This window comes from Ruegeria sp. BF10 (assembly GCF_056538725.1).
In genome coordinates, this window is sequence record NZ_JBQFTR010000001.1 from 1,741,356 (window position 1) to 1,754,235 (window position 12,880).

Sequence of the window (12,880 nt, forward strand, 5' to 3'; positions counted from 1 at the left end):
ATAAGCGCTTGCGCCCTTCGTGCAAGGGCGTTGTGGGCACGCATCGCTGCGTGCCCGAGGTTTTAACCTTCGATCCGCGACAGATCGGCCACGCTGGAACAAACCTGCCTGATCTGACTGAGCAGGTTCAGCCGGTTGCGGCGGATCACATCATTGTCGGTGTTGACCTGCACGTCCTCAAAAAAACCATCCACAGGGCCGCGCAGCGCGGCCATGGCGGCCACGGCAGCTGCGAAGTCTTCGGACTTCAGAGCCACATCGATCTGCGACTGAGCCCTGTCCAAAGCCGCGAAAAGCGCCTTCTCGCTTTCGGTCTCGGCGAATTTCACATCCGCACCGTAAGAGTATTCCACGCCGTCCTTTTCCTCGGCCTGGGTCAGGATGTTGTTGGCCCGCTTGAACCCCTGCACGAGGTTTTCCCCATCCTCGGTCGCGATCACCGCATTCAGCGCGCGCGCACGTTTGACCAGCAGGTTCAGGTCGTCATTGCCCTCCATCGCGATGCAGGCGTCGATGATGTCATGGCGGATGCCCTCGTCTCGGAGGAAGACTTTGAGCCGGTCGTGGAAGAAGGACAAAAGGTCATCTGACGTATCGGGTACCTTCCGTTCAAGATGCAGAAAGTCCGCCATTTGGTGCGTCCCGGCCTTGTCGTCCGCAAGCTTCTCCTTCACCGTACGGAACGCTGCTCCGAAAACACCGTGGTCGGCAATCTCATCCAACAGCTCTGCGACATGCCCGTCGTGCAAGGCTTCGTTCGAAGCCGCTTCGGCCCGAACGAGTTGCGCGTCGAAGAAACGGTCGAGCTTCAGCCGCAGATCATTGTTCAGGATCAACCGGATCACCCCCAAGGCCGCGCGACGCAGCGCGAACGGGTCCTTCGACCCGGTGGGCTTTTCATCGATCGCCCAGAACCCGGCCAGAGTATCAAGTTTGTCCGCAAGCGCCACGGCGACCGACAGAGGTGCCGCAGGCACATCATCCGACGGCCCCAGCGGCGAGTAGTGTTCTTGCGCCACAGCTGCCACCGCGGCATCCTCGCCGGCGGCTTCGATGTAATACCGCCCCATGAGCCCCTGAAGTTCGGGGAATTCATAGACAATCTCTGAACTCAGATCGGCCTTGGCCAGGCGCGCGGCTTTCTCGGCCTGGTCCGGGTCGGCGCCCGTCACCGGGGCCAGTTCGCGGGCCAGCGCGGCGATGCGCTCGATACGTTGGGCCTGAGTGCCCAGCTTGTTGTGGAAGGTCACGTTCTCCAGCGCTCGGGTCCATTGGGTGATGTCCGACTTGGCAATGCGCAGATCGTTCTCCCAGAAGAACTTGGCATCGGCCAGACGTGCCGACAGCACCTTTTGGTTCCCCGCCAGAATGGTTGCGCCGTTGTCGGCGGTTTCGCGGTTGGCGACGGTGATGAACCGTTCGATCCGACCTGTCTTGGGGTTCTTCACCGAAAAGAACTTCTGATGCTCTTTCATCGAGGTCTGCAACACTTCGGGCGGCAGTTCCAGAAACTCGTCATCGATCTGGCCCATCAAAACCACGGGCCATTCCACCAGCCCGGCAACCTCGGCCAACAGGCCCTTATCTTCGACGATTTCCAGACCTGCGGCAAAAGCCATGTTCTGTGCATCATTCCAGATGTGTTCGGAACGTTCATCCGGCGAGAGAATCACGAATGCGCGTTTCAGCTTGGCGGCATAGTCCTCGAAAGACGTAACCGGGAACCGGTTGGGGGCCATGAAACGATGACCGGCTGTGGTGTCTCCGGAACGGATGCCGTCGACATCCATCGGAACAACCTGCGCCCCGGAATCATCCGACAGGATGCACAGAATGGAATGCAACGGACGGACCCACCGCAGGCTGCCACTGCCCCAACGCATGGATTTGGGCCATGGGAAATTGCGAATGGTGGCCTCCAGCACTTCGGCAATGATCTCGGCGGCCGGACGGCCCGGTTTCTCGATGGTGGCGAAGTAAACGGCGCCCTTGGGGGTCTCACGCTCTTCCAGTTGGTCGCGGGTCAGGCCCGCGCCCCGCAGGAAACCTTCGATCGCCTTGTCCGGCGCGCCGACCTTGGGTCCTTTGCGCTCTTCCCGGATTGTCGGACTTTGCGCCAGCAGACCTTCCACCGCCAATGTCAGGCGGCGGGGTGTGGTCAGTGCGGCAGCGTTTGAATAGGTCAAGCCGGCCTCGACCAGACCATCGGTAATCCGCTTTTTCAGATCCTCACCGGCACGGGTTTGCATCCGCGCAGGAATTTCTTCGGAAAACAGTTCGATCAGCAGGTCGGGCATAGTCGGTCCTTAGAAGTTCACAATCGTCTGAATGACGATGGCATTGGCGATATCCACAAAGAAGGCGGATACAAGGGGCAGCACGATAAAGGCAATAGGTGAAGGCCCATATCGCTTGGTTACTGCCGTCATATTTGCAATCGCCGTGGGTGTGGCGCCCAGGGCAAAGCCTCCGAAGCCCGCGGCCAGCACCGCTCCGCGATAATTCGAGCCCATCAGGGGAAACAGCACCCATATCACGAAAACGACCGTGAACAGAGTTTGCGCCGACATGATCACGGTAATTGCCACACCCAGTTCCGCTATGGTCCACAACTGCAAACTCATCAGTGACATTGCCAGAAAGGCACCAAGAGCAAATTCAGACAGCAATGCCAGCGACGGTGTACGCGCAACCGGCGGCGCGGACGGAGCAATGGCCGTTCGGACATTCGAGATCACGATGCCCATGATCAGACAGGGCACAAACAGCGGCAGCTTCAGCCCCGCGGCCGAAATCGCCTCGCCCAGCGCATATCCCAGAATGATGGCAAGGTTCAGATGCAGCAGCACGCGCATAATGGTCACATGGTCAATTTCCGTGGCCACGGTCGCTTTTTCCGGCAGTCCGACCGTGTGTTCTTCGTCAGGTCGGTTCGGCGAAAGGTCTCGTGTTTCCACCAGAAGACGTGCAATAGGACCACCTACCAGCGCGGCAAGCACCAGTCCGAGCGTCGCCACAGCAACGCCAAGTTCGGTTGCACCGTCCAGACCCGTTGCGCTGGCAACTTCGGGTGCCCATGCGATTGCGGTACCGTGCCCACCAATCAACGCGGCCGAACCGAACAGAACGCCAGCTTGCGCAGGATAGCCAAACAAGGACGCACCTGCCGCGCCGATAACGTTCTGCGCAACAATCGTAACAAACGTCAAAATCAGCAGGATCAACAAAGGCTTACCACCGGCAATCAAGTCAGAAAGCCGCGCGTTCAGTCCGATCCCGGCAAAGAACAGAACCAGCAGAGCGTCCCGGGTCTGCAACTCGAATGACAGCTCTACATCGGCAACGAGATAGAGCAGCAAAACCACGAGCGAGGCCAAAAGGCCGCCTGTGACCGGTTCAGGAATGTTGAACTGCCTCAGAACTGCGACTTTGCCGTTGATCCGGGCACCCAGCAAATACACCGCAAATCCCAGAGTCGCGGTAATGAAGTCCGGGATCAAAACGGCATCAGCCATGGTTTTCCTCAGTTTTCAGGGCGTTTCGGGCACTCCTCACCCACCACCGTACCGTCATAGGCTTTTTCACCGCAGTTGTTCAACGCGTGCCAGACATATCCCTTGCCATCCCTGGTGATCGCCACGATCCGGTCGACGCCGAAATGGATGTTCTTCACACCCAAGAACGCCTGCGCCTGACCTGATTTCAGTGCATCGCCCAGCGACACGGCATCGTAACAGTCAAACCAACCCGGCGCGGTCAAGGGTTCGGGGTTTTCGACAGGAATAAACCCGGCCATCTGATCCGGTTTCAGATCCGTTTCGAAACAGCCACGGTAGCGGATCGGAGAACTGTCTGCATCGATCGCCTGAAATTCTGAATAGGGGATCGGGACGGGCGCATCGCCTTCTTCCGTCATCAGGACCACGTCCTGACCGGGTTGCGGTTCGACCTCATAGTAGAAACCGTAAATCTGCAAATAATACATTCCGGCCCCGGCCGCCAGGGCCGACAGCAACAGGACAATTGCCAGCAGTTTTCCCGTCATCTCTTAAGCCGCCTCTTTCAAGTTCTTGTAAAATAGGACAGGTTTCATCCGGGTACAGGCATCAATGAGGTCAACACCATGGATTCCACGCTTGCTGTCGGTTTTTTCGGCGCATTGTTTGCGATCATGAACCCGGTTTCCAACCTGCCGGTGTTTCTGAGCGTCACTCAGGATCTGCCTGCCGCCGACCAGCGCAAGATCGCGGTGAAGACGGTGATCTATTGCCTGATCCTTGGTGGAGCCTTTGCGCTGGTCGGAAGTCAGGCGCTTGGCCTTTTTGGCATCAGCGTCAACCACCTGCGCGTCGCCGGTGGCCTTGTCGTCATGATGATCGGCCTCAATATGCTGAACGGGAATGAAAGCACCTCTCACCACGGAACGAAAGGCGAAAAGGAAGCTTACCCCGAACCAGACACTGTGGCCTTTTACCCGCTGGCCTTTCCCATCCTGGTCGGCCCTGGCACGATAACCACCCTGATCCTGTATGCACATCAGGTCAAAACTCCGGTCGAAGCCTTTGTTTATGCAGCAGTATTCCTCACCGTAGTTGGTCTGCTTCTGATCACCTTCTGGAACGCCGCATGGCTGGCTGAACGCCTGTCCAGCAACGCGCGCGTGATCATGAGCCGCTTCATGGGCATGATCCTTGCGGCCATTGCCGTCAGCATGATCGCAGACGGACTCAAAGCACTTTTGCCCGGACTGGCCTGATTGCCTCATCAGGCCTGAAACCCGGCGGCCTCGGTCTGCATGAACGCATCCGCACATTGTTTGGCCAGCGCCCGAACACGCCCGATATAGGCCTGCCGTTCGGTCACCGAGATCACGCCGCGCGCGTCCAGCAGATTGAAGATGTGACTGGCCTTGATGCATTGATCATAGGCCGGGTGCGCCATGATGATGCGTTTGCCCGTCTTCGGATCCACATGCTCCTGGCTCAGAATTGCGGCGCACTCGGCCTCGGCCTCTTCGAAGTGGCGCAGCAGAACCTCGGTGTTGGCCACGTCGAAGTTCCAGCGGGCATATTCCTCTTCGGTCTGCTTGAAGATATCGCCGTATGTCAAAGGGCTGGGCGACTGGGGATCGTTGAACGGCATGTCCATCACGTGATCGATGCCCAGAACATACATGGCCAGACGCTCAAGCCCATAGGTCAATTCGCCCGAGACCGGCGCGCAGTCATGCCCGCCGACCTGCTGGAAATAGGTGAACTGGCTGACTTCCATTCCGTCACACCAGACTTCCCAACCCAGACCCCACGCGCCGAGTGTCGGGCTTTCCCAGTCATCCTCGACGAACCGGATGTCGTGCAGGTCCATGTCGATGCCGATGGCTTCAAGGCTTCCCAGATACAGTTCCTGCAAATCCGGTGGGCTGGGTTTGATCAGTACCTGATACTGATAGTAGTGCTGCAACCGGTTCGGGTTTTCGCCATAACGCCCATCCGTCGGGCGGCGCGACGGCTGAACGTAAGCCGCGGCCCAAGCCTTGGACCCCAGCGCGCGCAGGGTCGTCGCGGGATGGAACGTTCCGGCCCCGACTTCCATGTCGTAGGGCTGTAGAATCGCACAGCCTTTCGACGCCCAATAAGTCTGAAGCCGCAGGATGATCTCCTGAAATGAACGCGGTGCGCTGGTCGGTTCGGTCATGGCATTCCCTCTGGGCGCCTCTGCGCCCGGTTCCGGTCGGTTTTGCCCTTCCTATGCAAGGGGCCAAGGGGCGTCAACGGGGCTTGGGTCCAAGCCTGTATCTGCGGAGCCACACCGGAAATTCCCCGCATTCGCGGCATGGCGTTTCGCAAATGAATTCGCGTATTCTGCACCAAAGCACAAACACTGCATAAGACGGGCAGACTATGACACGCGTATTTTCAGCAATCCTATTGTTTCTTCTGGTCGGCCTGCGCGCCGCAACCGCACAACAAGATCCCGGCGTCTGGGTCCAGGTCGAGGCCCAGCCATCACTGCGCGAAGCGCAGGAACGGGCACAGGCCTATGCCGGCACCTTGCCGGACGTGAACGGGTTTCGCCTGAACAGCGGCTGGTACGCGATCGTGATCGGCCCCTATGCTCGTACCGACGCCGAACAGGTGCTGCGCGTCTATCGGGCCGAAGGCCAGATCCCGCGCGACAGTTACATCGCGTTTTCCAGCTCGATGGGGCAACAGTTCTGGCCCGTCGGGGCAAACGTGCTGAACCGCGGCGCCGTCGCGGCACCAATTGAACCTGTGGCACAACCGGAAGAGGCTCCGGCTGTGGTCACACCACAGGATTCCGATGAAACCCGCGCACAGGCGCTTCAGTCCGAACGTCTGTTGACCGCGCAGGAACGCAAGGATCTGCAAACGGCTCTGCGCGCGGCGGGGTTTTACAACTCGACCATTGATGGTGCGTTCGGGCAAGGCACCCGCCGATCAATGAGCGATTGGCAGCGCTATAACGGGTTTGACGCCACGGGTGTTCTGACCACGTTGCAGCGCAAGGCCCTGATGGATGAATACAACGCGCCGCTGATCTCTGTCGGAATGGAGCGGTATTCCGACGACAAGGCCGGGATTGTGCTCGACATGCCTCTGGGCGCTGTGAGCCTTGATCGCTATCAAGCCCCGTTTGCACATTTCAAAAGCATCTCTGACCTGAACGCCAAGGCGCTCCTGATCAGCCAGGAGGGGGACAAGAACACGCTCCGCGCGCTTTACGAGGTGATGCAATCGCTTGAGATCGTTCCGCTGAATGGCCCTCGTGAACTGGGCCGCGACCGGTTTACCCTTGAAGGGCGCGGCAACGGCATAGTGTCCTTTACGCAAGCGCAATTGGCGGATGGAAAAATCAAGGGCTTCACCCTTGTCTGGCCCGAAGGAGACGAAGCAAGTCGCCTGCGGGTTCTGTCAGCGATGACCTCCAGCTTCAGCACGACGGATGCAGTTCTGGATGCCTCCGCCGGTGCATCCGCAGAACAGCGCATCGATCTGGTGTCGGGCCTTCAGGTCCGCAAGCCTCGGCTGACGCGCTCTGGTTTCTTTGCGGATGAGAATGGGACAGTACTGACGGTTTCTGAGGCCGCGGACAGCTGCACGCGGATCACTCTGGATGGTGATCACGAGGTTCAACTGGCCCTGACGGACCCTGAACTTGGCGTGTCAGTCCTGCGCCCTGCAAAGACTCTCGCCCCCATGAGCGTCGCCGCGTTCAGTGCCGCCAAGCCGCGCATCCAGTCAGAAGTGGCCGTGTCCGGCTTTTCCTATCAGGGCGCATTGGGCGGCCCCTCTCTGACCTACGGGCAGGTCGCGGACGTTCGTGGGCTGAACGGTGAGACCGGCGTCAAACGTCTGGCGCTGAATGCCCAACCCGGCGATGCAGGCGGCCCCGTCTTCAACGACAGCGGCAACGTCGTCGGAATGTTGTTGCCCACACCGTCCGAAGGGCGCACCCTGCCCGCTTCGGTCAGCCTTGCGGCCACCGTTGATCGGTTGACGGAAATTCTGGCAGAGGCCGGAGTGTCCGGTCAGTCGAGCGAGGAAACCACACGGATCTCACCCAATGAGTTGAACCGGCGCGCAACCGGCATGACGGTTCTGGTTCACTGCTGGGATTGATCCGACAGCACATCAACAAAAAAAAGCGCCGCATGAAAATGCGGCGCTTTTTCGTTACAGAATGTCAGGTGTCACGTGGATCAAGGTCGGCACAGGCGCATCGAATGCGGCTCGGACGGCACTTTGCATCTCTGCCACATTCGAAGGTGCTGAAGAGCGCGCACCGAAGGCTTGGGCGAGTTTGCAGAAATCAGGATTGTGGGCCATGACCGCATTGGGGGCGATCTGGCTGCGCACCATACTGTCCTCGATTTCCTTCAGCTTGCCATTGTCCCAAAGAATGATCGGAAGCGACAATCCCAGTTCAACCGCCACGCCCAGTTCCTGCATCGTGTAATGGAACCCGTAATCCCCGGCGATAACGGCCGTAGGTTTGCCGCGTCGGGCAACCGCCCCACCGATACCGGCGGGCAACCCGTAGCCAAGAGTGCCAAACCCTGTCGGGTGGTGCCAATGATGGGGGTAGGCCATGTCCCAGACCTCTTTTGCAACATAAGCAAATTGGGTCATGTCCGAATAGATCATCGTATCGGCCGGCATGGCCGCGCGCAGGGCATCTGCGATCGGTACGATTCCGGGCCGCTCGGCATCCACCTCAGCACGCCAGCGCGCGCGCGCATCGGCCACTTCCTCGGGTGACCAGCCTGTTGCCGGTTTCATCTCCTGGGTTGCGTGCCACAGGGCGCGGGCAAAGCTCTGGCTGTCGACTTGCAGCTTGATGGCGGCGCGGTGGCGATCAGACAGAACCTCGGGGTCGAGATCAACGCGTATCAAGGTCGCCTTGTGCCCCAAATCCTGCCGCCATAAATCGACCTCGCCCAGCTCGGCCCCGACAGCGATTACCAGATCCGCCGAGGCGATTACCTCGGCACTGCCGGGACGCGGCAACATGGACCCGAAATCCAGCGGATAGTTAGCGCCCGGCAGCCCGCGCCCGGCATAGGTGGTAAAGCACGCCGCCCCCAGCTGCGTCAGAATCTGCCGCCATTCATTGGATTTGCAGCCCCCACCCAGAATGAACAGCGGCCTGCGGGCCAGGTTCAACATGGACACGACCGATGACACGTCAGGCGGCAAGGCCTTGGTGCGCAGCGCGGGCTGGTTGGGGAACGGCGCCGGGTCGGCCTCGGCCTCCAGCTGCGCGATGGGCACCTGAATGTGCTTGGGGCGCGGGCGCGAAAGCTCGAATTCTTCAAACGCCCGTTCTATCAGCCCATAGGCAGCTTCGGCGGAGTTGGCCTGTACAGACCAATCCGCAACTGTACCGGCGGCGGCACGTTGATCTTTCATCTGGTGCAACTGCCCCCGTAAAGCCTGCGTTTCATCCAGACAGGAAGACAGAACCAGCATCGGAACCGAGTCGCTGTAGGCCTGTCCGATCGGGGTCATGATGTTGCACAAACCGGGACCGGTGATCACATAGGCGACGCCAGGGCGGCCGGTCGCGCGCGCGTAACCATCAGCCATGAATCCAGCCCCCTGCTCGTGCCGGGCCAGAACATGCGTGATCCCGGCCTCTTCGATACCACGATACATTTCCTGATTGTGGACACCGGGAATGCCGAAAATCACATCCACGCCACGATCCTTGAGCATATGCGAAATTTGCGCGCCAAGGGGTCTTTTCATCAGCCTCTCCAGAATTGAACGGTGAAGATCGCGTATACCGCTAAAAGCTCGAGCCGCCCGACCAGCATTCCGGTTGTCAGCAGCCATTTGGCCGTATCGTTGAGACCTGCGAAATTACCCGCCGGTCCGATCTGATCGCCAAGACCCGGGCCAACGTTGGCCAGCGCTGTCGCGGCCCCGGACACCGAAGTAATGAAGTCCAGACCTGTCAGTGCCAACGCCCAGGACAATACGCCCATCGACAGAACGAAGAACATGAAAAAACTCATCACCGAGGTCAGAACGTCCCGTCCGACCGGCCTTCCATCATAGAGCGGCATGAACACGCCATGTGGGGACCGGATCCGTTTGATCTGGCTTTTGATCGAGGCAAACAGCAACTGATACCGGAAAACCTTGATCGAACACGCCGTCGACCCCGCGCATCCACCGATCAATCCGATCAGGAAGAACAACATGATCGGAAAGCTGCCCCACCCCATGTAATCGACACTGGCATATCCTGTCCCCGAGATGATCGAGGTAATATTGAACAACGACTCGCGGAACGCCTGTTCCCAGTGATGGGGAAAGACCGAGGTCAGAAAGACTGACATGATGACAACCAGAACCAGAATGGTCGCCAGAAACGCCCGAATTTGACTATCTTTCAACAGTGAAGATGTATGACCATTGGCCAATTGCACATAACGCACAAAGGGAAGAGCCGCCAAGATCATGAAGACGGATGCAGCATATTCGGCCGGGCCTGAAAATGTACCAAACGAGGCATCATAGTTCGAGAAACCGCCCGTGGACACCGTCGTGAAAGCATGGACCAACGCGTCAAAAAAGCTCATCCCAAACGCGGCATAGACCAGCACGCATACAAGTGTCAGGAAGACGTAGATCAGGGAAATCTGCCCCGCAATCTCCTGCGCGCGAGGTAGGATTTTCCCCATGGTCTCAAACCCTTCCGAACGGAAGATTTGCATGCCACCAACCCGCAATTCCGGCAGGAACACCATCGCAACAACGATGATACCGATGCCCCCCAGCCATTGCAGGATGCCCCGCCACAACAAAAGACCCTTTGGCAGCGTGTCCAACCCTGATATCACGGTCGAACCTGTGGTCGTCAGACCTGACATCGCCTCGAAATATGCATCGACAAAGCGCAGCTCGGTTTCACCGAACAGAAACGGAATTGCCCCGAAGACCGGCAGCGCAACCCAGACCCCTGTTGTCAACAGAAAGGTCTGCCGAATGGTCAAGCCCTCGCCCACGCCGTTGGAACAGCTCATCGCCAGAAAGGATCCGGTCAGTATCGTGATGATCGCGCTTTCCAGGAAGACATTCCATTCGCCGCGACCCTCGATGATGTCCGCAAGCATAGGAAACAGCATGGTCGCCCCAAGAATGGCGACCAGCAAGCCAATCACATATCCGACCGGGCGAAGATCCATCATGACGCGCAGCGTTGGCGCGCCAGCCCGACCGTGTCAAGCAGATGATCCCGGTTTACGTGACTGTTTTGGTATCTGCCCCCGGCATTGCGGGCGGTTTCGACGGCGGTCGCGTTTTGCGCGCTTGCGGTTTTGTTTGTTCTGCCGCTGCCGCAGGTTTTGACTGCGCAGCAGAAGACGCCTTGGTCGCCGAAGCCGCCGGACGGGCCCGAGATTTCTTCGGCGGGGTCGCCGCAGTGGAAGACGCGGCGGGGGCTGTATTCCGCGCAACCGGTTTGGCGTTCTTGGCTACAGTTGCGGCCGGTTTCGCATGGGTTTTTGGCTGCGACGCCGGCTTGGGTGCGGGCTTTGCTTTCGCCGCAGGTTCAGCCCGTGGCGTGACGGCAGCGCGTGGCTTCGCGGAAAACTCCGCCGGTTTGGGTTCAACGACGGCAACCTTCTTTACGGTTTTTTTCACTGCTGCGGTCTTTTTGACGGCAGGTTTTGGCACACGCTGCGCGGTGGCTTTTACCTTGACCGGCGCCTTTTCCACCGGCTTTTCCGGAGACGCCGCAGCCACGTGCAACGCGTGCACAGGCGCCATCGGCAATTCAAACGCTGAACGGGTCACGATCTGCATGATCTTCATCTGGTTGACCATTGCGTAACCAGCCATGCGAATTGCCGCAGCTTGAAACTCCAGCGGTTGGGTAATCGGATTCATTACATGTTTCTCCTGTAAAAACGATGCAGCCCGAGATTTGTGACGAAAGTGGCTTGTCCGCTTCGATTTCTCGAACGGTGATCGCGGTCTTGCAGTCCAAGGCGTCTCACGTCTCGGCTTCCTTTCGGGGCCGTTCACCATTCAATTGGCATACAAACGGCTGCTGCATTCCCTATGGATATACAACAAGAACAGCGCAGATGCAGCATTTTTGCTGCGTTGCGGCAAAAGAACGCTTGCAGATGAAATCTCTGATTAAATTCTAGCCGCTTACGCAGGTGTATTCACCCAACGTGAAACAGGGTGGTGAACAGTCTTGGATCCAGGCTGGAGGCCGCAAAGGTTGGACCTTCGGTCAGAATCGACACGGCGTCGTGGCTGTGCAGGCTTTCCTGATGGCTGGCGACAACCCGAAAATCACCGACGTGATGATCTGCCAGCAATTCAGCGCAGAACAAGCGCGCCGCATCTTCGACAAAAATCGGATTGGCGGCGTTCAGCTCGGCAAAAGCCTGTTCATCTTCACGTTTGACCATGACCTGCGTTTCGGTCGGAACCGCGCGTCGGCACAGCCCGATCAGGTCTTCAAACCAAAGACAATCGGCATCGCAATCCACGACCACGGAAATTCGCGCGACGGAACGTTGTGAATGCGGTGTCGCCAATTGTCCCCGCATGACGCGGGCATGCTCGCTCAACTCCAGAGAGCATGGGCAGGTCGAGGAATAGACATAGTCCAGATGCATGATCTTCTGGCGTACACCGTTGGATTCCACCAGTTCCAGAGCGATGTCGTAATACTGGTACCCTTCCAGACCCGATCTCAGGCTCTTGACCTTGTCGGGGTAGGAAAACCGCATCTGGATACGTGCGTCAAAGCTGTCCAGATCAGTCATGTAGTCGTCAAGCGCCGCCTGCATGACTTCAAAGCTGAAAGTACGCTCGGCATGTTTGTAGAATGACCGCATGATCCGGGACATGTTGATGCCCTTTTTCTCGGCCTCAAGGCTGACGGTGCCCGTAACAGACGTCTCAAGCGTCAGGTCTTCCCCATCTTTCCGGTGGAAACGGATCGGCAGGCGGAAATTCGAGATGCCAACATGCTGAATCTGCTGTTTGGCACCGCGGATCAGGCTGGACGGGCCGTTTTGCAAGTCGGGCAGTGACGCGCGGTAATCCGCGTCAACCGAGAAACCCTCCGGGTACGCGCGCGACAGCGAAGGATAGTTCACCTGCGTCAGGCCGGGCACCAGCCGCGCAATGGCCGGGTCCAGCTGGCTGATCTCGGATGCCGTCGCAGATTCCGCCCATTGCCGCAGAACTTTCAGGGCCTCGGCGGCTTGTTCCTGATCCGGGGTCTCATCAATGTCGCGCGGGTGAATGTTCATCGGCTGCGGTTCCTCGATTGGTCGTAGGAATATATACGACTACAGGTGATTTACCAGTTTAACCCAATACGCAGG

General features: G+C 58.6%; 10 protein-coding genes. 3 read left to right on the forward strand and 7 right to left on the reverse strand.

All coding sequences use genetic code 11. From position 1 onward, the window contains the following. Positions 1–62: 62 nt before the first annotated feature. From glyS to ACR0DJ_RS08785, 3 genes are read right to left on the reverse strand one after another with little or no spacing between them, the layout of a single operon-like run. Positions 63–2,297 (reverse strand): glycine--tRNA ligase subunit beta, encoded by a 2,235-nt coding sequence (glyS, locus tag ACR0DJ_RS08775; RefSeq protein WP_480684595.1) that lies wholly within the window; start codon positions 2,295–2,297, stop codon positions 63–65. Between the two features lie 9 nt (positions 2,298–2,306). Then, complete coding sequence (gene gltS / locus ACR0DJ_RS08780) at positions 2,307–3,515, reverse strand: sodium/glutamate symporter (RefSeq protein ID WP_480684596.1); 1,209 nt, start codon at positions 3,513–3,515, stop codon at positions 2,307–2,309. A gap of 8 nt (positions 3,516–3,523) precedes the next feature. Next, positions 3,524–4,045, reverse strand: a complete 522-nt coding sequence (locus tag ACR0DJ_RS08785; protein WP_480684597.1) for a DUF6446 family protein — start codon at positions 4,043–4,045, stop codon at positions 3,524–3,526. 78 nt (positions 4,046–4,123) lie between these two features. Here ACR0DJ_RS08785 and ACR0DJ_RS08790 point away from each other — a divergent pair, with 78 nt between their 5' ends. Continuing rightward, a complete protein-coding gene (locus tag ACR0DJ_RS08790) occupies positions 4,124–4,756 on the forward strand; it encodes a MarC family protein (protein ID WP_170346597.1) in 633 nt (210 codons plus the stop codon). Between the two features lie 8 nt (positions 4,757–4,764). Here ACR0DJ_RS08790 and ACR0DJ_RS08795 read toward each other — a convergent pair whose 3' ends face one another. Then, complete coding sequence (locus ACR0DJ_RS08795) at positions 4,765–5,694, reverse strand: glycine--tRNA ligase subunit alpha (RefSeq protein ID WP_480684599.1); 930 nt, start codon at positions 5,692–5,694, stop codon at positions 4,765–4,767. Between the two features lie 206 nt (positions 5,695–5,900). On the opposite strand from ACR0DJ_RS08795, the gene ACR0DJ_RS08800 reads away from it, so the two are divergent. Further along, a complete protein-coding gene (locus ACR0DJ_RS08800) occupies positions 5,901–7,640 on the forward strand; it encodes a serine protease (protein WP_480684600.1) in 1,740 nt (579 codons plus the stop codon). Positions 7,641–7,694: 54 nt separating this feature from the next. On the opposite strand, the gene ACR0DJ_RS08805 is transcribed toward ACR0DJ_RS08800, so the two are convergent. Together ACR0DJ_RS08805 and ACR0DJ_RS08810 are read right to left on the reverse strand one after the other, a co-directional pair. After that, positions 7,695–9,269 (reverse strand): 5-guanidino-2-oxopentanoate decarboxylase, encoded by a 1,575-nt coding sequence (locus ACR0DJ_RS08805; RefSeq protein ID WP_480684601.1) that lies wholly within the window; start codon positions 9,267–9,269, stop codon positions 7,695–7,697. Continuing rightward, a complete protein-coding gene (locus tag ACR0DJ_RS08810; RefSeq protein ID WP_170346593.1) occupies positions 9,269–10,717 on the reverse strand; it encodes a TrkH family potassium uptake protein in 1,449 nt (482 codons plus the stop codon). Before ACR0DJ_RS08810 ends, ACR0DJ_RS08805 begins: the two co-directional genes overlap by 1 nt. A gap of 11 nt (positions 10,718–10,728) precedes the next feature. On the opposite strand from ACR0DJ_RS08810, the gene ACR0DJ_RS08815 reads away from it, so the two are divergent. Continuing rightward, positions 10,729–11,361, forward strand: coding sequence for a hypothetical protein (locus ACR0DJ_RS08815; protein WP_480684602.1), 633 nt, complete (start codon positions 10,729–10,731; stop codon positions 11,359–11,361). A gap of 340 nt (positions 11,362–11,701) precedes the next feature. On the opposite strand, the gene folE2 is transcribed toward ACR0DJ_RS08815, so the two are convergent. After that, positions 11,702–12,805, reverse strand: a complete 1,104-nt coding sequence (gene folE2, locus ACR0DJ_RS08820) for a GTP cyclohydrolase FolE2 (protein ID WP_480684604.1) — start codon at positions 12,803–12,805, stop codon at positions 11,702–11,704. Between the last annotated feature and the right edge of the window lie 75 nt (positions 12,806–12,880).

Coding starts and splice junctions, on each gene's coding strand:
- glyS (WP_480684595.1), bottom strand. CDS start 2,297: ATGCCCGACCTGCTGATCGAACTGTTTTCCGAAGAAATTCCTGCGCGG.
- gltS (WP_480684596.1), bottom strand. CDS start 3,515: ATGGCTGATGCCGTTTTGATCCCGGACTTCATTACCGCGACTCTGGGA.
- ACR0DJ_RS08785 (WP_480684597.1), bottom strand. CDS start 4,045: ATGACGGGAAAACTGCTGGCAATTGTCCTGTTGCTGTCGGCCCTGGCG.
- ACR0DJ_RS08790 (WP_170346597.1), top strand. CDS start 4,124: ATGGATTCCACGCTTGCTGTCGGTTTTTTCGGCGCATTGTTTGCGATC.
- ACR0DJ_RS08795 (WP_480684599.1), bottom strand. CDS start 5,694: ATGACCGAACCGACCAGCGCACCGCGTTCATTTCAGGAGATCATCCTG.
- ACR0DJ_RS08800 (WP_480684600.1), top strand. CDS start 5,901: ATGACACGCGTATTTTCAGCAATCCTATTGTTTCTTCTGGTCGGCCTG.
- ACR0DJ_RS08805 (WP_480684601.1), bottom strand. CDS start 9,269: ATGAAAAGACCCCTTGGCGCGCAAATTTCGCATATGCTCAAGGATCGT.
- ACR0DJ_RS08810 (WP_170346593.1), bottom strand. CDS start 10,717: ATGATGGATCTTCGCCCGGTCGGATATGTGATTGGCTTGCTGGTCGCC.
- folE2 (WP_480684604.1), bottom strand. CDS start 12,805: ATGAACATTCACCCGCGCGACATTGATGAGACCCCGGATCAGGAACAA.